Genomic DNA, 19800 nt, shown 5'->3' with positions numbered 1-19800 from the left:
TGAACAATCTGCGCGAGGTTCGGCCATGAGCCTGGTATTCAGTGCGCTGGCCGGGGTGGCCCTGGACGCCGTGCTCGGCGAGCCGAAACGCTGGCATCCGTTGGTGGCCTTCGGTCGCCTGGCCGAGCGTATCGAACAGCGCCTCAACCCGGCCGGGCGTGGCTGGCGCAGCCATGGCGTCAGCGCCTGGTGCCTGGCGGTGTTGCCCTTGACCCTGCTGGCCGGGGTGCTGGCCCAGGTCTCGGCATTCGGCTGGGCGGTGGAGATTCTCGCCCTGTATGCCGCCCTCGGTCTGAAAAGCCTCGGCCAGCACGCCCTGCCGGTGGCCCAGGCCCTGCGTCTGGGCGACTTGCCGCTGGCGCGCGTGCGGGTCGGTTACCTGGTCAGCCGCAACACCCGCGAACTGGATGCCAGCGGCGTGGCCCGTGCCGGCACCGAGTCGGTGCTGGAAAACGGTTCGGATGCGGTGTTCGCCGCCTTGTTCTGGTTCTTCGTCGGCGGTGCGCCGGGGGTGGTGCTGTATCGCCTGAGCAATACCCTGGACGCCATGTGGGGCTACCGCAATGCGCGTTTCGAACGTTTCGGCTGGGCCGCGGCGAAGATCGACGACGCGCTCAACTATGTCCCCGCCCGCCTGGTGGCGCTGAGCTATGCGCTGCTCGGCAAGACTGCCCTGGCGTTGCGCTGCTGGCGGCAGCAGGCGCCGCAGTGGGACAGCCCCAATGCCGGTCCGGTGATGGCCGCCGGTGCCGGCGCCCTGGGCGTCAGCCTCGGCGGCGCGGCCGAGTACCATGGAGAACTGCATCAGCGCCCGCAACTGGGCCAGGGCCCGCAAGCCAAGGCGCAGGACATCGAACGGGCGCTCAATCTGGTCTACGCCGGGGTGCTGCTGTGGCTGGCGTTGCTGCTGTCATGGGAGGTATATCGTGCTTGAACATGGCGGCCGCCTGCGCGCGGCAGCGCAGCGCTTCGGCATCCCCCTGGGCGACTGGCTCGACCTGTCCACCGGCCTGGCGCCTTACGGCTGGCCTCTGCCGGCGATTCCCGCGGCGGCCTGGACGCGCCTGCCCGAGCTGGACGACGGCCTGGAAAGCGCCGCCCGCGACTACTACGGGGTGACCCGCCTGCTGCCGGTGGCCGGTTCCCAGGCGGCGATCCAGGCCTTGCCGCGTCTACGCCAGCATGCCCGGGTCGGTCTGCTCGCGCCGGCCTATGCCGAACACGCGGCGGCCTGGCAGCGCGAGGGCCACCAGTTGCTGACGATAGACGCGGCGGACATCGAGCAGCAGTTGGAGCGCCTCGACGTGCTGCTGCTGGTCAACCCGAACAACCCGACCGGGCGGCGCTTCGCCCCCGCGCAATTGCTCGCCTGGCACGCCCGCCTGGCCGCGCGCGGCGGTTGGCTGGTGGTCGACGAGGCCTTTATCGACTGCACCCCCGAGGACAGCCTGGCGGCGCACAGCCAGCTGCCGGGGCTGATCGTGCTGCGTTCGTTCGGCAAGTTCTTCGGCCTGGCCGGCATCCGCCTGGGCTTCGTCCTGGCGCCGCCGGCGCTGCTCGAGCAGTTGGCCGAGCTGCTCGGGCCCTGGACCGTCAGCGGGCCGAGCCGGGCGGTGGCCACGGCGTTGCTGCACGACCGGCGCGGCCAGCAGGCGCAGCGCCAGCGCCTGCTGAGCGACGGCAGGCGCCTCGGCGAACTGTTGCGCGAGCATGGCCTGCAACCGAGCGGCGGCTGCGCGCTGTTCCACTGGGTCGCCTGCGAGCGGGCGGCCGAGTTGCATGAGTTTCTCGCCGGCCACGGCATCCTCACCCGTCTGTTCGCCAGCCCACCCAGCCTGCGTTTCGGCCTGCCCGCCGACGAGCCGGGCTGGCTGCGCCTGGAGCAGGCTTTACAACTATTCGCCCAGGAGTTCGCATGACCACTTTGATGGTGCAGGGCACCACCTCCGACGCCGGCAAGAGCACCCTGGTGACCGCGCTGTGCCGCTGGCTCAAGCGCCAGGGCGTGGCCGTGGTGCCGTTCAAACCGCAGAACATGGCGCTCAACTCGGCCGTGACCCAGGATGGCGGCGAGATCGGCCGCGCCCAGGCGGTGCAGGCCCAGGCCGCCGGGCTGGCGCCGCACAGCGACATGAATCCGGTGCTGCTCAAGCCCAACAGCGACATCGGTGCCCAGGTGATCATCCATGGCCGCGCCCTGACCAGCATGGATGCGGCGGCCTATCACGACTACAAGCAGGTGGCGATGAGCGCGGTGCTGCAGTCGCACCAGCGCCTGTCAGCCGCCTATCCGGTGGTGATGGTCGAGGGCGCCGGCTCGCCGGCGGAGATCAACCTGCGCGCCGGCGATATCGCCAACATGGGCTTCGCCGAGGCGGTCGATTGCCCGGTGATCCTGATCGCCGATATCGACAAGGGCGGGGTGTTCGCCCATCTGATCGGCACCCTGGCGTTGCTGTCGGAGAGCGAGCAGGCGCGCATCCAGGGTTTCGTGATCAACCGTTTTCGCGGCGATATCGCCCTGTTGCAACCGGGCCTGGACTGGCTGGAGGCGCGCACCGGCAAGCCGGTACTGGGGGTGTTGCCCTACCTGATGGATTTCCACCTGGAGGCCGAGGACGCCATCGACACCCGGCAGACCGTCAAGGCGGCCGAGACGCTCAGGGTGGCGGTGCCGGTGCTGCCGCGGATCAGCAACCACACCGACTTCGATCCGCTGCGCCTGCACCCGCAGGTGGAGCTGACGTTCGTCGGCCCCGGCCAGCCGATCCCGGCTGCCGACCTGATCATCCTGCCCGGCTCGAAGAGCGTGCGCGCCGACCTGGCCTTCCTCCGCGCCCAGGGCTGGGAAGCGGCCATTCACAAGCACCTGCGCTATGGCGGCAAGCTGCTCGGCATCTGCGGCGGCCTGCAGATGCTCGGCCGCTGCATCGCCGACCCGCTCGGCCTGGAAGGCGAACCGGGGCGCAGCACGGGCCTCGGCCTGCTCGATTTCGCCACCGAACTGGCCGCCGACAAGCAGCTGCGCAACGTCAGCGGCCGCCTGTGTCTGGAGAACGCGCCTGTGTCCGGCTACGAGATCCATGCCGGGGTCAGCAGCGGCGTTGGCCTGGAGAGGGTCGCCGTGCAGCTGGATGACGGCCGTTGCGATGGCGCCTTGAGCGCCGACGGCCAGGTGCTCGGCACCTACCTGCATGGCCTGTTCGAGTCGAGCCAGGCCTGCAGCGCGCTGCTGCGCTGGGCCGGGCTGCGCGAGGTGCAGACGGTCGACTACCACGCCCTGCGCGAGCGCGATATCGAGCGCCTGGCCGATCTGGTCGAGGCGCATCTGGATACCCGGAAGTTGCAAGCGTTGTGTGGTCTGTAGGGTGGATGTCGCCTTTTACATCCACCTTGGCGGCGCTATTGCTGGAATGGTGGATCGGTGGAGCGTGATCCACCCTACGTTGGCCCGAACCCTGGAAGAGTCTAAATATGATTGAACTGATCTTCGGCGGCGCCCGTTCCGGCAAGAGCCGCCTGGCCGAGAAGCTGGCCGACGAGTCCGGCCTGGCGGTGACTTATATCGCCACCGGCCAGGCGCTGGACGCCGAGATGAGCGCGCGCATCGAGCAGCACCAGCAACGCCGCCCGGCGCACTGGGGCCTGCTGGAAGAGCCGCTGCAACTGGCGCGGGTGCTGCGCGAACAGGCGGCGCCGGACAAGTGCCTGCTGGTCGACTGCCTGACCCTGTGGCTGAGCAACCTGTTACTACTCGACGATCAGGCGCGCCTGGAGGCCGAGCGCGACGCCCTGCTGGCGTGCCTGGGCACGCTGCCGGGACGCATCCTGCTGGTCAGCAACGAGACCGGGCTCGGCGTGGTGCCGCTGGGCGAGCTGAGCCGACGTTACGTCGACCAGGCCGGCTGGCTGCACCAGGCACTGGCCGAACGCTGCCAGCGGGTGATCTTCACCCTGGCTGGCTTACCCATGCTGTTGAAGGGAGACCCCTTATGAACAACGATGCACGCTGGTGGCAGCAACCTTGCCGGCAACCCGACGCGGCCAGCGAGGCCGCCGCCCGCGCCCGCCAGGCGCAGCTGACCAAGCCGGCCGGCGCGCTCGGCCAACTGGAGGAACTGGCGATTCGCCTGGCCAGCCTGCAGGGCCGCGAATGCCCGTGGATCGACCGTCCGCGCCTGTGCCTGTTCGCCGGCGACCATGGCGTGGTCGAGGAAAACATCTCGCTGTTCCCCCAGTCCGTCACCGCACAGATGCTGCGCACCTTCGTCGCCGGCGGCGCGGCCATCAGCGTGCTGGCCAGGGTGCAGGGCCTGCCGTTCGAGCTGGTCGACCTGGGCACGGTCGACCTCAGCCTCAACCTGCCGGGCGTGCGCCACCTGCGGATTGCCCCCGGCACCGCCAATTTCAGCCGCACCGCGGCGATGACCGCCGAACAATGCCAGGCCGCCCTGCAGGCCGGCCGCGAAGTGTTGCAGCGCGCCAGCCGGCGCGGCTGCGACCTGTTTCTCGCCGGCGAGATGGGCATCGGCAACACCACCGCCGCCAGCGCCCTGGCCTGCGCCCTGAGCGGTCTGCCGCCGGCGCGCCTGGTCGGCCGCGGCACCGGCCTGGATCAGGCCGGCGTGGCGCGCAAACAGGAGGTGCTGGAACGCAGCCTGGCGCTGCATGGCGCGGCCCTGGACGATCCCTTCGAGGCGCTGCGCCGGGTCGGCGGGCTGGAACTGGCGGCGCTGACCGGCAGCTACCTGGCCTGCGCCCAGCTGGGCATTCCGGCGCTGGTCGATGGCTTCATCTGCAGCGCCGCCGCGCTCTGTGCGGTGCACCTGAACCCGGCCTGCCGGCCCTGGTTGCTGTTCGCCCATGCCAGCGCCGAGAGCGGCCATGTCGCCTTGCTCGAATTGTTGCAGGCTACGCCTTTGATCGGCCTGGGCCTGCGCCTGGGCGAGGGCAGCGGCGCGGCGCTGGCGCTGCCGTTGGTGCGTCTGGCCTGCGAGCTGCACGGCGGCATGGCGACCTTCGCCGAGGCGCAGGTCGAGGAAGGCCGCGGATGAGCGTGCAGCTGGATCTGCTGCGCCATGGCGTGACCGAACGCGGCGGCGGCTTGCGCGGCAGCCTGGACGACGACTTGACCGCCGAGGGCTGGGCGCAGATGCGTGCCGCCGTGGCGCTGGGCGGGCCATGGGACGCACTGGTCAGTTCGCCGCTGCGCCGCTGCGCCGCCTTCGCCGAAGAGCTGGCGGCCCGCCTGGGTCTGCCGCTGCAGCTGGAGGCGGATCTGCGCGAGCTGCATTTCGGCGCCTGGGAGGGGCGCAGCGCGGCCGACCTGATGCACGACCAGGCCGCCGAGCTGGGCCGTTTCTGGGCCGATCCCTACGCCTTCACCCCGCCGCAAGGCGAGCCGATGCAGCACTTCGAGGCGCGCATCGACGCCGCCCTGCAGCGCTTGCGCCAGCGCCATGCCGGCCGCCGCGTGCTGCTGGTCGGCCACGGCGGGGTGATCCGCCTGCTGCTGGCGCGCGCCCGCGGCTTGCCGCGCAGCCAACTGCTGGCGGTGGAGGTCGCCCATGCCTCGCTGCACGGCCTGAGCCTCGGCGCCGCCGCCCTGCACGAACGCAGCCTGAACGGGGAGGGTTGAGCCATGTCCGCCCTGCAACCGTTGTGGATTGCCCTGCAGTTTCTCACCCGCATCCCGATCCGGCTGGCGGGCGTGCCGACGGCCGAGCAGCAGGGCCGCTCGCTGCTCTACTATCCGCTGGTCGGCCTGCTGCTCGGCGGCCTGTTGTGGCTGTTGCAGCGCTTGCTGGCCGACGCCGCGCCGCTGCTCCAGGCGGCGCTGCTGCTGAGCGCCTGGGTGGCGCTGAGCGGCGCGCTGCACCTGGACGGCCTGGCCGACAGCGTCGATGCCTGGGTCGGCGGGATGGGCGACCGCGAGCGCACCCTGGCACTGATGAAGGATCCCTGTTGCGGGCCGATGGGGGTGGTGGCGCTGCTGCTGGTGCTGCTGCTCAAGTGCGCGGCGCTGCTGGCGCTGCTCGACAGCGGGTCGCTGCTGGCGTTGCTGCTGGCGCCGTTGCTGGGGCGTAGCGCCGTGCTGGCGCTGTTCATCGGCACGCCCTATGTGCGCCCGGGCGGCATCGCCCAGCTGCTGGCCAGCCATCTGCCACGGCCGGCGGCCAAGGCGGTGCTGCTGGCGGTGGCGGCCGGCTGTCTGCTGCTGTTCGGCGCCAGCGGGCTGGCGGCGCTGTTGCTGGCCGGGGTGACCCTGTTCGGCGTGCGCCAGGCGCTGATGCGCCGGCTGCAGGGCACCACCGGCGATACCGCCGGCGCCCTGCAGGAACTGGTGGAGTGCGTGGTGCTGGTCGGCCTGGCGCTTTGAGAGGGTGTTGGCAAATGACTGCGCTCGGCCATGCGGCGTTGAAGTCAGCCTCCGAGCGCCGGTGAAAAAACGCTGGCCTACTGCGCCAGTGCTGTTCGCCTAGGCCGGGCGAGCAGCATTGCCAAGCGAGCAGCATTTTTGTGGCCCGGATTGCATCCGGGCTGCGTCTTGGGCGCCTGGCTACGACAAGTGCCGGAGCTGGCGCCCGAGGTCTTCACTCCTGCGATTAGCGCGGCACCAGCGCCGGCAACAGGGTGCGCGAGATCGCCTCGCGCACGGTCGGCAGCAGGGTGGCGCTGCCGCCCAGCAGTTGCTCGACCAGCCGGCGCAGGGCCAGTGCCCGCTCCGGGTTGAGGCCGCTCACCGCTTGTTCGCAGGCCTGCTCGGCGCTGGCGCCGGGCGGGATGGGGAAACCCAGGGCCACCAGGCGTTCGCGGAAGTCTTCCTGGTCGATCAGATCGGCATGCATCATTGGCGAGTTCTCCCTTTATATGGCGCTGCGCCTAGCGCAGCACACCTTCATCCAGCAGTAATTTGAAGATAGCCTCGGCGCCGGCCTGCGGCGAGACATCCTTGAGCACCTGGCCACCGCCGCCAGAGGCTTTCGCGGTGGCCGCTTTCATCCGTTCGGCGCCGGTCTTGGCCTTGATCACCTTGAGCCGTTTCGGTCGCGGCCGTGCCGGTTGAAAGCGCGCTTCGGCGAGCAGGCTATCGTCGACGATGGCCACCTGGTGGCCTTGCAGCTGGCCACGTCGGGCCGGGCCGAAGGCGCTCTGGCGAGCGGCCGGCGCGGCGTTGTCGACGCAGGCAATAAACGGCAGGCGCACCCGCAGGCGACGGCGTTGGCCACGGGGCAGGGCTTGCAGCACCTCGGCCATGCCGTTCTCGATCTTCTCCACTGCGGCCAGGCCGACCACCAGGGGCCAGCCCAGTTGTTCGGCCAGGAGGAAGGGCAGGAGCCCTGAGCCTTCGCCGGTTTCCGCCTGGCTGCCGGTGAGCACCAATTGGACACCGGCATCCTTCAGGTAGTGGCTCAGCAGCGGCAGCGCATCGCCTTGCTTGGGCTGCTCGAGCACGGTCATTTCGCTCAGGCCCATGCCCAGGTAGGCGCGCAGGGCCTCTTCCTGGGGGTCGCCGGCGTGCAGCAGTTGCAAGCGCTCGCCGGCCAGGCGCAGGCCCAGCTCGACCGCGCGCGCATCCTGCTCGGCGCGGCGGGGGCGGCCGGAGCTCGGGTGGGCGCCGATGGAAACCAGGGTGATGATGTTCAGGTTGTTAGGCAGCATCGCGTGCGCCTCCTTGGCGATAGGCGGTAACCCGCTCGATCAGGGCGGCGAGGATCGCCGCCGAATCGCCGATCACCGAGAGGTCGGCCCGTTTGATCATGTCGCAGCCCGGATCCAGGTTGAGCGCGATTACCTTGTCGCAGGCGCCGATGCCTTGCAGGTGCTGGATCGCCCCGGAGATGCCCACGGCCAGGTAGACCCGCGCGGTAACCCAGGTGCCGGTGGCACCGACCTGGCGGTTGCGTGGCATGAAACCGTCGTCGACCGCCACCCGCGACGCGCCTTCGGTGGCGCCGAGGGCGACGGCGGCGCGGTGGAACTGCGCCCAGTCCTTGACCCCGTTGCCGCCGGAGAGGATGAACTCGGCTTCGGCCATGGGGATCGCGGCCGGGTCGACCGCCACGGCGCCGAGATCCTCGATGCGCGGCAGGTTGCGCGCGATCTGCTCTCGCAGTTCGAGCGCGCGCGCCTCATGGCGGCTCTCGCCGACCGGCTCGGCGCACTCGACGGCGGCCAGGATCAGCCGCGGTGCGCGGCGCAGCAGGTCTTGCTGGCCGGCGCCGGCGCGACCGATGCACTGGCCCTCGGCGACCTGCCAGACCCGCGTGGCCGGGCGTTCGCCGAGCTTGGCGGCCAGGCGCCGACCCAGCTCGCCGCCGCCGGTGCGGCTGTCCGGCAGCAACCAGTGGCGCGGTGCCAGTTGGCTTTCCACCGCACTGAGGGCCAGCACCCGTTGTTCGGGGGCATAGCCATCGTACAGCTCGCCTTCGAGGTGCAGCAGGCGGTCGACGCCGGCCGTGTCGAAGGCGTTTTCCTTATGCTCGCCGAACACCACCGCGACCACCGCGCCCTCGCTGCCGGCCAGCTTGTGGGCCAGGCCGAGCAGATCCTTGTCGTGGCTGCTCAGGCGGCCGCCGATCATGTCCGGCACCACGGCGATATAGAACGCCGGTTGCTCGACGATGTGCAACGGCAGTTGCACCGCCACAGTGGCGGTGGTGCGTTTGCCGCTGCCGCCCTGCTGGGCGCCGCTACGGTCGATGCGCTTGAGGCCGTTGGGGCCGATAAAACCGACCGCGTGGGGGTTCTTGCGGACGAGGCCGTTAGGCCCCATCCAGCTGGCCTCAACCTTTTGCATGGCCGCGTGCAGCGGGTGCAGGCGGTTGCGCGCGATCCATTCGGCGCGCGGGTCGCGGCGGATGATGTCGCTCATCAGTGCACCTCCAGGGCTTTAGGCTTGGTCGGAGTGGGCTTTTTTGCCGGGGCGGGCGCCTCGATCAGCACGTCGGCCACCAGCTCGGCGATGTCCTTGACCTGCGGCCGCGGTTCGACCACGCCTTCGAGCATCGCGGTGCACTGCGGGCAGCCCACGGCGACCAGTTCGGCGCCGGTTTCCTGGATGTCGAGCATGCGCATGTCGGGAATCCGCTGCTTGCCGGGGATGTCGGTGATCGGCGCACCGCCGCCACCGCCGCAGCAGCGCGAGCGGAAGCCCGAGCGCTCCATCTCCTTGACCTCGATGCCAATGGCCTTGAGCACCGCGCGCGGGGCTTCGTACTCGCCGTTGTAGCGGCCCAGGTAGCAGGGGTCGTGATAGGTCACGCTGCCGCCCTTGTGCTTACCCAGACTCAGTTTTTCTCCGCTGATCAGCTCTTCCATATAGGTGCTGTGGTGCAGCACCTGATAGTGGCCGCCGAGTTCGCCGTATTCGTTCTTCAGCACGTGGAAGCTGTGCGGGTCGCAGCTGACGATCTTGTTGAAGCGGTACTGGCTCATGCTGGCGATGTTGCGTTTGGCCAGGGTCTGGAAGGTCGCCTCGTCGCCCAGGCGGCGGGCCACGTCGCCGCTGTCGCGTTCTTCCAGGCCGAGCACGGCGAAGTCGACGTTGGCTGCTTTGAGTACCTTGACGAAGGCGCGCAGGGTGCGCTGGTTGCGCATGTCGAAGGCACCGTCGCCGACCCAGAACAGCACATCGACCGACTTCTTCTCGCTCAGCAGCGGCAGGTTGAGGTCTGCCGCCCAGTTCAGCCGCCCGCCGGGGGCGAAGCCGCCGGGGTTGTCGGTGGCGATCAGGTTGTCCAGCACCTCGGCGCCCTTGTTCGGCGTGGCGCCCTTTTCCAGGGTCAGGTGGCGGCGCATGTCGACGATGGCGTCGACGTGCTCGATCATCATCGGGCACTCCTCGACGCAGGCGCGGCAGGTGGTGCACGACCACAGGGTCTCGGCATCCACCAGCGCCTTGCCGCCCAGGTCGACGATCGGCAGGTGCGGGCCGCCGCCGTGTTCGCCCAGCGGGATGCCCGGATAGGGAGAGCCGGCGAACTTGGCGTCGGTGCCGCCGGCCAGGCCGATGACCATGTCCTGGATCAGCTTCTTCGGATTGAGCGGCTGGCCGGCGGCGAAGGCCGGGCAGACCGCCTCGCACTTGCCGCACTGCACGCAGGCGTCGAAGCCGAGCAACTGGTTCCAGGTGAAATCGCTGGGTTTTTCCACCCCCAGCGAGGCGTTCGGGTCGTTCAGATCCAGGGCCTTGAGGCCGGTCGAGCGTCCGCCGCCGAAGCGTTCCGCACGGCGGTGCCAGGCCAGGTGCAGGGCGCCGGCGAAGGCGTGCTTCATCGGCCCGCCCCAGGTCATGCCGAAGAACAGCTCGGACACGCCCCAGGCCACGCCGACGGCGAGGATCAGCGCGAGGATCCAGCCGCCGAAGTCGGCGGGCAGTATCCCGGCCACCGGCAGGGTGGCGATAAAGAAGCTCGCGGCGAACATCAGCAGGCTCTTCGGCAGGCGATTCCACGGGCCTTTCGACAGCCGCGCCGGCGGGTTGCGCCGGCGTTTGGCGACGAACAAGGCGCCGGTGAACATCAGCACGCAGGCCGCCAGCAGGGCGAAGCCGAGGATCCGGTGGTGCAGGCCGAAGCCGTGTACCAGGATCGCCAGCGCGGCAGCCAGGACGAAGCCGCCGGCGGTGGCCACGTGGGTCTTGGACATGTACTTGTCGCGCTCGACCACGTGGTGCAGGTCGACCAGGTAGCGGCGCGGCATGGCCAGCAGGCCTTTGATCCAGTCGACCTGGGCCGGCTTGCCGCGCCGCCACATGAGGAAGCGCTTGCCGGCGCCGAGCACGGCCAGGCCGAGTGCGGCGAACAGCAGAATGGGGAGTAGGGTGTTCAACATCATCTGGTCTCCTTGGAGGGACCGTATAACCACGTAGGGTGGGTGCGCCTGCGGCGTAACCCACCATCGATGCGTCAGGCGCTAGCTCGGCCTGTCTGGTGATCCGCCAGGTGGGTTACGCCGCTACGCGACTCGCCCACCTTACGGGGTGTCTCCCGCCTTAAAAGTCCTTGCACAGACGCAGCGCGTCGTAGATCGCCGCGTGGGTGTTGCGCTGGGCCACGCAGTCGCCGATGCGGAACAGCAGGTAGCCGTCGCCGGTCTCGGACAGGCAAGGCTGCGGCTTGATCGCGAACAGCGCCTCGACGTCGACCTGGCCCTTGTTACGCGAGCCTTCCTTGAGTGCGTAGTAAAGGGTTTCGTCCGGACGCACGCCGTTCTCCACCACCACCTGGTCGACCACGCGCTCTTCCTGGGCGCCGGTGTATTCGTTCTCCAGCAGCGCCACCAGCTTGTCGCCCTCGCGGTAGACCTTTTCCAGCATCAGGTCGCTGGTCATGATCACGCCCTTGGGGTACATGCTGCGGTAGGCCGTGGGGAACGAGGTGCCGCCCATGCCGACGCCCGGCTTGATGTCGTCGGTGACGATCTCGACCTGACTGCCCTTGTCGGCGATGAAGTCGGCGACCGACATGCCGGTGAATTCGCAGATGGTGTCGTACACCAGCACGTTCTTGCCCGGGGCGACCTTGCCGTCGAGGACGTCCCAGCTGCTCACCACCAGGCCTTCGGCCGCGCCCCAGTGCTCGTTCTGTTCGAGGAACGGATGGCCGCCGTTGGCCAGCACCACCACGTCCGGACGCAGGTCCATGATGGACTCGGGATCGGCGCCGGTGCCCAGGCGCAGGTCGATTTTCAGGCGCGCCAGTTCCAGCTGGTACCAACGGGTGATGCCGGCGATCTGGTCACGCTGCGGCGCCTTGGCGGCCGTGGTGATCTGCCCGCCAAGCTGATCCTTCTTCTCGAACAGGGTGACGTCGTGGCCGCGTTCGGCGGCGACGCGCGCCGCTTCCATGCCGGCCGGACCGCCGCCGACCACCACCACCTTGCGCTTGACGCCGGTGGTCTTCTCGATGATGTGCGGCAAGCCCATGTATTCACGGGAGGTCGCGGCGTTCTGGATGCACAGCACGTCCAGGCCCTGGTACTGGCGGTCGATGCAATAGTTGGCGCCGACGCACTGCTTGATCTGGTCGACCTGGCCCATCTTGACCTTGGCGATCAGGTGCGGGTCGGCGATGAAGGCGCGGGTCATGCCGACCATGTCGACGTAACCGCCTTCGAGGATGCGGGTGGCCTGGTTCGGATCCTTGATGTTCTGCGCGTGCAGCACCGGTACCTTGACCACTTCCTTGATCCCGGCCGCCAGATGGAGGAAGGGCTCGGGCGGGAAGCTCATGTTGGGGATGACGTTGGCCAGGGTGTTGTGGGTATCGGCGCCGGAGCCGACCACGCCGATGAAGTCGAGCAGGCCGGTGTCGTCGTAGTACTTGGCGATCTGCTTCATGTCCTCGTGGGACAGGCCGTCCGGGTGGAACTCGTCGCCGGAGATGCGCAGGCCCACGCAGAAGTCGTCGCCGACTTCCTTGCGCACGGCCTTGAGCACTTCCAGGCCGAATTTCATCCGGCCCTCGAAGCTGCCGCCCCATTCGTCGGTACGCTTGTTGACCCGTGGCGACCAGAACTGGTCGATCATGTGCTGGTGCACGGCCGACAGCTCGACGCCGTCCAGGCCGCCGGCCTTGGCCCGGGCCGCCGCCTTGGCGAAGTCGCCGATGATGCGCCACATCTCCTCCGGCTCGATGGTCTTGCAGGTGGCGCGGTGTACCGGTTCGCGGATGCCGGACGGCGACATCAGGGTCGGCCAGTCGAAACCGTCCCAGCGCGAGCGCCGACCCATGTGGGTAATCTGGATCATGATCTTGGCGCCATGCTTGTGCATGGCGTCGGCCAGGTTCTGGAAGTGCGGGATGATGCGGTCGGTGGACAGGTTGACCGAGCTCCACCAGCCATGCGGGCTGTCGATGGAGACCACCGAGGAGCCGCCGCAGATGGCCAGGCCGATGCCGCCCTTGGCCTTCTCTTCGTAGTACTTGACGTAACGCTCGGTGGTCATGCCGCCGTCGGTGGCCATGACCTCGGCGTGGGCGGTGGACACGATACGGTTACGGATGGTCAGTTTGCCGATCTGGATCGGCTGGAACATTGCTTCAAAGGCCATGGCGATAGGCTCCGCTTACAACGGCTTGACGATGAACAGGCCGTGGTCGTGGCCTGCTTGCGAAGCACCGTAGACCTGTTCGGCCACCGTGCGGATCGGGCTGCCCTGGGCGGCCAGGATCTGATCCATGGCGCCGGCGAACCAGCCAGTGAACATGTAGTCGACCATGCGTCCGCACTGGCCGTAGACGTAGACGAAGGCGGAGTGATCCAGGCGCACCTCGCAGGTGCCCTGGTCGAGGTCGATCGCCTGGATCTTGAACAGCCCCCAGCCACGCTGCGACAGGCGCTTCATGTAGTGCTCGAACACCGCCACGCCGGACAGGCCGTGGCATTCGGCTTCCTTCTCGCACCAGTGCCAGGCGGACTTGTAGCCGGCCTTGTAGAGGATCTCGGCATAGGCGTCGGCGCCCAGCACTTCCTCGATGCCGATGTGGTTGTTGACGAAGAAATGCCGCGGCACATAGAGCATCGGCAGGGCGTCGGTGGTCCAGACGCCGGTTTCGCTGTCGACTTCGATGGGCATTTCGGGGGCGTGGGTGGCCATGTGTTCGGTACTCCGGAATTCTGTAGTTATTGCTTGATTTGATCGCTCCCACGCTCTGCGTGGGAACGCCTCACTGGACGCTCTGCGTCCGCTTCTGTGACGCGGAGCGTCACGGGCTGCATTCCCACGCGGAGCATGGGAACGATCAGCCCTACGGATTGCGTTCGGCTTACTCGCCCCAGACGTCCTTCAGGACCCTTACCCAGTTCTCGCCCATCACCTTGCGCACCACGCGCTCGGGCATGCCGCGTTTGAGCAGGGTCTCGGTCAGGTTGGGGAATTCGCCGACGGTGCGGATGCCCAGCGGGTTGACGATCTTGCCGAAGCTGGTCAGGCGGCGGGCGTAGCCCTTGTCGTGGGTCAGGTATTCGAAGAAGTCCTGGCCGTGGCCCTGGGTGAAGTCGGTGCCGATGCCGATGGCGTCTTCGCCGACCAGGTTCATCACGTACTCGATGGCCTCGGCGTAGTCGTCGATGGTCGAGTCGATGCCCTTGGCCAGGAAGGGCGCGAACATGGTCACGCCGACGAAGCCGCCGTGGTCGGCGATGAACTTCAGTTCCTCGTCGGACTTGTTGCGCGGGTGCTCTTTCAGGCCGGACGGCAGGCAGTGCGAGTAGCACACCGGCTTCTGCGATTCGAGGATGACTTCCTCGCTGGTCTTGCTGCCGACGTGGGACAGGTCGCACATGATGCCGACCCGGTTCATCTCGGCGACTATTTCGCGGCCGAAACCGGACAGGCCGCCGTCGCGCTCGTAACAGCCGGTGCCGACCAGGTTCTGGGTGTTGTAGCACATCTGCACGATGCCGACGCCGAGCTGTTTGAACACCTCGACGTAGCCGATCTGGTCCTCGAAGGCGTGGGCGTTCTGGAAGCCGAAGAGGATGCCGGTCTTGCCCAGCTCCTTGGCCTTGCGGATGTCGGCGGTGCTGCGCACCGGCATCACCAGGTCGCTGTTGTCGCGGATCAGTTTCTGGCTGGCGGCGATGTTGTTGACCGTGGCCTGGAACCCTTCCCATACCGAGACCGTGCAATTGGCCGCGGTCAGGCCGCCCTTGCGCATGTCTTCGAACAGTTCGCGGTTCCACTTGGCGATGATCAGGCCGTCGATGACGATGCTGTCGGCGTGTACTTCTGCTGGGCTCATCAGGCTGTCCCCTTTGTTTGCTGTCGCCCAACCCGGTGTTGGCGCTTTGTGGTGAGCATATCCCTGGGGGGCGGGGCGACCCGGTGCAAAAACGACTGGGGTATTGCCGAAAACGTCAATGCCAGGTCGTCAACGGATAAGCCGTCGGCCAGGCCGCTTGTGTCGGGTGGGCTGCAGCCAGGCTACGGGAGTGAGGCCGCCGGGTGCTCGTGGCGATCCTGGCTGGGGCAGCTGGCGAAGCGGGTGCGGTAGCAGCGGGAGAAATACGAGGAGGACTCGAAGCCGCAGGCCAGGCCCACCTCCAACACGCTCATGTCGGTCTGGCGCAGCAGCTGGCGGGCCTTGTCCAGGCGCAGGGCCAGGTAGAAGTTGGACGGGGTCTCGTGCAGGTGCTGGCGGAACAGCCGTTCCAGCTGGCGCGGGGTGACCTTGACCAGCTCGGCCAGCGCCTGGGAGCCGAGCGGTTGCTCGCTGTGGCGCTGCATCTCGCCGATCACCTGCACCAGCTTCTTGTTGTGCAGGTTATAGCGGCTGGCGATCTGCATGCGCTGATGGTCCTGGCGCGAGCGGATGCGGCCGAGGACGAACTGCTCGGACACCGCCAGCGCCAGCTCCTCGCCGTGATCGCGACCGATCAGGGTGAGCATCAGGTCGAGGCTGGCGGTGCCGCCGGCGCTGGTGATGCGCCGGCCGTCTATTTCGAACAGCTCCTGGGTGACCGCTAGGCGCGGGTAGCGTTCCTGAAAGGCTTCGATGGCTTCCCAGTGCAGGGTCAGGCGCTGCTGGCCGAACAGGCCGGCTTCGGCGAGGACGAAGCTGCCGGTGTCGATGCCGCCGAGCAGCACGCCTTCACGCTCGCCCCGGTGCAGCCAGTGCGCCAGATGGCGATCGAAGTGGGCCAGCGGCTCGAAGCCGGCGACCACGAACAGGCAGTCGCCGGCGGCCGGCAGCGCCAGGGCGCTATCGACGTTCAGCGACATGCCGTTGCTCGCCGCGACTGCGGCGCCATCCAGGCTGAGCAGGTGCCAGCGATACAGCTCGCCACGGAAGCGATTGGCCACGCGCAAGGGTTCGATGGCCGACATCAGGCCCATCATGGAGAAACCGGGCAGCAGGAGAAACCACAAGGTCTGGGGCATGGCTGGGTTCCGCGAAGGCAGGTGGTTACTAAAAGGCAGGTGAGCCGTCGGTGCAAGCGATAAGGTCGTTGTTGTTCAACAGCTGGTCGTTCTAGTTCGTTTTTTGCCCCGCCGCGCTGCGTAATCTGGCTCCATCGGGCGCAGTCAAGTCCGAGTACGGAGGGGGTCGCCAGGCCCCATCACAATAAGCAAATTAACCGTAAGGCTGGGAGCATCAATGAAACGTCTCAACGCACTCGCCGGTTGCTGTTTACTCACCCTGTTCAGTTCCTCACTGCTGGCCGCGGATGACGCCAGCTGCCAGACCATTCGCATCGGTGCGGTCGGTTGGACCGATGTGGTCGCCACCACCGCGGTCGCCGCCGAACTGCTCGACGGCCTGGGCTACCAGACCACCCAGACCCAGGCGTCGCAGCAGATCATCTTCGCCGGCATCCAGCGCAAGCAGATCGACGTCTTCCTCGGCTATTGGAAGCCGATCATGGATGACAACATCAAGCCCTTCCTCGCCAAGGGTGCGGTCAGGGTCGCCGAGCAACCCTCGTTGAACGATGCCATCGCGGTACTCGCGGTGCCGACCTACAGCGCCGAAGCGGGGTTGAAAACCTTCGCCGACATCGCCAAGTTCAAGGAACAGCTGGACGGCAAGATCTACGGCATCGAGGCCGGTTCCGGGGCCAATACGGCGATCCAGCAGATGATCGACAGCAACCAGTTCGGCCTCGGCGAATTCAAGCTGATCGAATCCAGCGAGGCGGCGATGCTCACCGTGGTCAATCGCGCGGTGAAGAACAACAAGCCGGTGCTGTTCTTCGGCTGGAAGCCGCACCCGATGAATATCCAGATGCCGCTCACCTACCTGACCGGCAGCCAGGATGTGTTCGGCCCCAATGACGGCGCCGCCAGCGTGTCCACCGTCACTGCGCCGGACTTCGCCCAGCGCTGCCCGAATGCCGATCGGCTGCTCACCGGCCTGCGCTTCACCAGCGCCCAGGAGGCCGAGTTGATGCAGCCGATCATGGCGCGCGAGGCGCCGGATCAGGTCGCCCGCAGCTGGATCAAGGCCAACCCCGAGGTAGTCGAGGGCTGGCTGGCCGGGGTCACCACCTTCGCCGGCAGCTCCGCTGCCGCTGCCATCGCCGCGCTCAAGTAACGCCCGGTTAACCTGCGCGGTTCGCCGCGCAGGGCTCCCGCTCGCCTGCAGTTAGGATGTAAAACCATGAACTACGAAGTCATAGTCACCTGTGCGGTGACCGGCGCCGGCGACACCGTCGGTCGCCACCCGGCCATTCCGGTCACCCCCAAGCAGATCGCCGCCGCCGCCATCGAGGCCGCCAAGGCCGGCGCCACCGTCGCCCACTGCCATGTGCGCGACCCGCAGACCGGCAAGCCCAGTCGCGACGTGGCGCTGTACCGCGAGTTGGTCGAGCGGATCCGCGAGAGCGACACCGACGTGATCATCAACCTCACCGCCGGCATGGGCGGCGACCTGCAGATCGGCCCGGGCGAGCAACCGCTGGAGTTCGGCGCGGGTACCGACCTGGTCGGTCCGCTGGAGCGGCTCAAGCACATCGAGGAGCTGTTGCCGGAGATTTGCACCCTGGACTGCGGCACCCTGAATTTCGGCGACGGCGACTACATCTACGTCTCCACCCCGGCGCAGCTGCGTGCCGGCGCCAAACGCATCAGCGAACTGGGGGTCAAGGCCGAACTGGAGATCTTCGACACCGGCCACCTGTGGTTCGCCAAGCAGATGCTCAAGGAAGGCCTGCTGGAGGATCCGCTGTTTCAGCTGTGTCTGGGCATCCCCTGGGGCGCCCCGGCCGACACCGTCAGCATGAAGGCCATGGCCGACAACCTGCCGGCGGGCGCGACCTGGGCCGGCTTCGGCATCGGTCGCGCGCAAATGCCGATGGCGGCGCAAGCCATGCTGCTCGGCGGCAACGTGCGGGTCGGTCTGGAAGACAACCTCTGGCTGGACAAGGGCGTGCATGCCACTAACGGCCAGTTGGTCGAGCGCGTGGTCGAAATCATCCAGCGTCTGGGCGGTCGTGCCCTGAGCCCGGCCGAGGGCCGCGAGAAGATGAAGCTCAAGCGCCGCGGCTAACCCCTTTGCCCCTGTAGGAGCGGGCCATGCCCGCGATCAGCGATGGTTCGCGGGCATGGCCCGCTCCTACGAACAGTCGCCCACCTTCAATTATTGTTCAGGAGCCAGCATGGCCTTTATCACCGAATTGAAAACCTTCGCCGCCCTCGGCACCGGCGTGATCGGCGCCGGCTGGATCGCCCGCGCCCTGGCCCAGGGTCTCGACGTCGTCGCCTGGGATCCGGCGCCCGGTGCCGAGGCGGCGCTGCGCACACGCATCGCCAACGCCTGGCCGGCACTCAAGCAGCAGGGCCTGGTGCCCGGCGCTGCGCCCGAGCGCCTGCGCTTCGTCGACAGCATCGAGGAGTGCGTGAAGAACGCCGACTTCATCCAGGAAAGCGCGCCGGAGCGCCTCGAGCTCAAGTGCGAACTGCACGCCAGGATCAGCGCCGCCGCGCGGCCCAACGTGCTGATCGGCTCGAGCACCTCGGGCCTGCTGCCCAGCGAGTTCTACGAAGGTGCGGTGCACCCCGAACGTTGCCTGGTCGGCCATCCGTTCAACCCGGTGTACCTGCTGCCGCTGGTGGAAGTGGTCGGCGGCCAGAAGACCGCGTCCGAGGCGGTGCAGGCGGCGATCCAGGTCTACGAGTCGCTGGGCATGCGCCCGCTGCACGTGCGCAAGGAAGTGCCGGGCTTTATCGCCGACCGTCTGCTCGAGGCGCTGTGGCGCGAGGCGCTGCACCTGGTCAACGATGGCGTGGCGACCACCGGCGAAATCGACGACGCGATCCGCTTCGGCGCCGGCCTGCGCTGGTCGTTTATGGGCAGCTTCCTGACCTACACCCTGGCCGGCGGCGATGCCGGCATGCGCCACTTCATGGCCCAGTTCGGCCCGGCGCTGCAACTGCCCTGGACCTACCTGCAGGCGCCGGAGCTGACCGAGACGCTGATCGACAGCGTGGTCGAGGGCACCACCGAGCAGCAGGGCCAGCGCAGCATCGCCGAGCTGGAACGCTACCGCGACGACTGCCTGCTGGCGGTGCTCGGAGCGATCAAGCAGACCAAGGCCAAGCACGGCTTCGCCTTCGCCGACTAACCCAGGCGCGGCGCAGAACCTGTAGGAGCGGGGTGAGCGCCTAGTTCCATGCCCGCGAACAATCCAATCGCGGGCATGGCCCGCTCCTACGACAGCCCGCTCGCGCAGCAGTACGCCGTTCGCTGGCGGACTGTTCGCTACGCTCCTGAGTCCGCCCTACGGGTTTCATGCAACGCTGAGGACGACCGCCATGCTGACCACCTACCGCTCCGCCATCCCGCCTGAATGGGTCGACTACAACGGCCACCTGCGCGACGCCTTTTACCTGCTGATCTTCAGCTACGCCAGCGACGCGCTGATGGATCGGCTCGGCCTCGACGAGGCGGGGCGCGCACGCACGGGGCATACCCTGTACACCCTGGAGTGCCACCTCAACTACCTGGCCGAGGTCAAGCTCGGCGCCGAGGTCGAGGTGCGCAGCCAACTGCTGGCGCATGACCGCAAGCGCCTGCATATCCACCACGGCCTCTATTACCCGGGGGGCGCACAGTTGCTGGCGGCCAGCGAGCAGATGCTGATGAACGTCGACAGCCATGGCGCGCGCTCGGCGCCGTTCGACAGCGCGGTGCTGGCCGCCGTGCAGACGCTGCACGAGCGGCAGCGCGACCTGCCCAGGCCCGTCCATGTCGGCCGAGTCATTGGCCTGCCGGCGTGAAGGCGCAGGCTGCCACGCCTGCTAAAGCGCGCGCATAAAAAAGGGAGCCATAAGGCTCCCGCAAGACTGGCGCC

19 protein-coding genes are annotated in these 19800 nt (G+C 68.0%); 11 read left to right on the top strand and 8 right to left on the bottom strand.

Features of this window, described 5'->3' with window-relative positions:
- Positions 1-25 precede the first annotated feature (25 nt).
- From cbiB to P8H27_RS07895, 7 genes are all read left to right on the top strand, one after another.
- On the top strand, positions 26-934 hold the full coding sequence (gene cbiB / locus P8H27_RS07925) for an adenosylcobinamide-phosphate synthase CbiB (RefSeq protein WP_289636583.1): 909 nt from the start codon (positions 26-28) through the stop codon (positions 932-934).
- Positions 927-1919, top strand: a complete 993-nt coding sequence (cobD, locus tag P8H27_RS07920; protein WP_289636582.1) for a threonine-phosphate decarboxylase CobD — start codon at positions 927-929, stop codon at positions 1917-1919. The genes cbiB and cobD overlap by 8 nt, the downstream gene beginning before the upstream one ends.
- Complete coding sequence (locus tag P8H27_RS07915; RefSeq protein ID WP_289636581.1) at positions 1916-3367, top strand: cobyric acid synthase; 1452 nt, start codon at positions 1916-1918, stop codon at positions 3365-3367. Before cobD ends, P8H27_RS07915 begins: the two co-directional genes overlap by 4 nt.
- 107 nt (positions 3368-3474) lie before the next feature.
- Positions 3475-3996 (top strand): bifunctional adenosylcobinamide kinase/adenosylcobinamide-phosphate guanylyltransferase, encoded by a 522-nt coding sequence (gene cobU, locus P8H27_RS07910; protein WP_289636579.1) that lies wholly within the window; start codon positions 3475-3477, stop codon positions 3994-3996.
- A complete protein-coding gene (cobT, locus tag P8H27_RS07905) occupies positions 3993-5054 on the top strand; it encodes a nicotinate-nucleotide--dimethylbenzimidazole phosphoribosyltransferase (RefSeq protein ID WP_289636577.1) in 1062 nt (353 codons plus the stop codon). Before cobU ends, cobT begins: the two co-directional genes overlap by 4 nt.
- A complete protein-coding gene (cobC, locus tag P8H27_RS07900; protein WP_289636575.1) occupies positions 5051-5638 on the top strand; it encodes an alpha-ribazole phosphatase family protein in 588 nt (195 codons plus the stop codon). Before cobT ends, cobC begins: the two co-directional genes overlap by 4 nt.
- Before the next feature lie 12 nt (positions 5639-5650).
- Positions 5651-6379: an adenosylcobinamide-GDP ribazoletransferase gene (locus tag P8H27_RS07895; RefSeq protein ID WP_289636821.1), complete on the top strand. Its 729-nt coding sequence runs from the start codon at positions 5651-5653 to the stop codon at positions 6377-6379.
- A 226-nt stretch (positions 6380-6605) separates the two neighbouring features.
- Here P8H27_RS07895 and P8H27_RS07890 read toward each other — a convergent pair whose 3' ends face one another.
- The 8 genes from P8H27_RS07890 to P8H27_RS07855 form a co-directional block, all read right to left on the bottom strand.
- Positions 6606-6851 (bottom strand): hypothetical protein, encoded by a 246-nt coding sequence (locus P8H27_RS07890; RefSeq protein WP_289636573.1) that lies wholly within the window; start codon positions 6849-6851, stop codon positions 6606-6608.
- A 31-nt stretch (positions 6852-6882) separates the two neighbouring features.
- Positions 6883-7662: an electron transfer flavoprotein subunit beta gene (locus tag P8H27_RS07885; RefSeq protein ID WP_289636571.1), complete on the bottom strand. Its 780-nt coding sequence runs from the start codon at positions 7660-7662 to the stop codon at positions 6883-6885.
- The gene (locus P8H27_RS07880) at positions 7652-8875 is read right to left on the bottom strand and encodes an electron transfer flavoprotein subunit alpha/FixB family protein (RefSeq protein WP_289636569.1); all 1224 of its coding nucleotides are present in this window, start codon (positions 8873-8875) and stop codon (positions 7652-7654) included. The genes P8H27_RS07885 and P8H27_RS07880 overlap by 11 nt, the downstream gene beginning before the upstream one ends.
- Positions 8875-10836 carry a dimethylglycine demethylation protein DgcB gene (dgcB, locus tag P8H27_RS07875; protein WP_289636819.1) on the bottom strand — a complete coding sequence of 654 codons (1962 nt, stop codon included), beginning with the start codon at positions 10834-10836 and terminating at the stop codon, positions 8875-8877. Before dgcB ends, P8H27_RS07880 begins: the two co-directional genes overlap by 1 nt.
- A gap of 160 nt (positions 10837-10996) precedes the next feature.
- A complete protein-coding gene (gene dgcA / locus P8H27_RS07870) occupies positions 10997-13057 on the bottom strand; it encodes a dimethylglycine demethylation protein DgcA (protein WP_289636567.1) in 2061 nt (686 codons plus the stop codon).
- A gap of 15 nt (positions 13058-13072) precedes the next feature.
- The gene (locus P8H27_RS07865; protein WP_289636566.1) at positions 13073-13603 is read right to left on the bottom strand and encodes a 4-vinyl reductase; all 531 of its coding nucleotides are present in this window, start codon (positions 13601-13603) and stop codon (positions 13073-13075) included.
- Between the two features lie 169 nt (positions 13604-13772).
- The gene (locus P8H27_RS07860) at positions 13773-14750 is read right to left on the bottom strand and encodes a dipeptidase (RefSeq protein WP_289636565.1); all 978 of its coding nucleotides are present in this window, start codon (positions 14748-14750) and stop codon (positions 13773-13775) included.
- A gap of 182 nt (positions 14751-14932) precedes the next feature.
- Positions 14933-15889 carry a GlxA family transcriptional regulator gene (locus P8H27_RS07855; protein WP_289636563.1) on the bottom strand — a complete coding sequence of 319 codons (957 nt, stop codon included), beginning with the start codon at positions 15887-15889 and terminating at the stop codon, positions 14933-14935.
- Positions 15890-16106: 217 nt separating this feature from the next.
- Here P8H27_RS07855 and choX point away from each other — a divergent pair, with 217 nt between their 5' ends.
- From choX to P8H27_RS07835, 4 genes are all read left to right on the top strand, one after another.
- Entirely contained in the window at positions 16107-17042 is a 936-nt protein-coding gene (choX, locus tag P8H27_RS07850) for a choline ABC transporter substrate-binding protein (RefSeq protein ID WP_289636562.1), read from the top strand.
- A 66-nt stretch (positions 17043-17108) separates the two neighbouring features.
- Entirely contained in the window at positions 17109-17996 is an 888-nt protein-coding gene (locus P8H27_RS07845; RefSeq protein ID WP_289636561.1) for a 3-keto-5-aminohexanoate cleavage protein, read from the top strand.
- A 109-nt stretch (positions 17997-18105) separates the two neighbouring features.
- A complete protein-coding gene (locus P8H27_RS07840; protein WP_289636560.1) occupies positions 18106-19071 on the top strand; it encodes an L-carnitine dehydrogenase in 966 nt (321 codons plus the stop codon).
- Between the two features lie 190 nt (positions 19072-19261).
- On the top strand, positions 19262-19726 hold the full coding sequence (locus P8H27_RS07835) for a thioesterase family protein (RefSeq protein WP_289636559.1): 465 nt from the start codon (positions 19262-19264) through the stop codon (positions 19724-19726).
- Positions 19727-19800 lie beyond the last annotated feature (74 nt).

The organism is Pseudomonas sp. sp1636, assembly GCF_030376615.1.
Classification (GTDB): Bacteria; Pseudomonadota; Gammaproteobacteria; order Pseudomonadales; family Pseudomonadaceae; genus Aquipseudomonas.
This window is presented reverse-complemented; position numbering and strand designations above follow the sequence as displayed.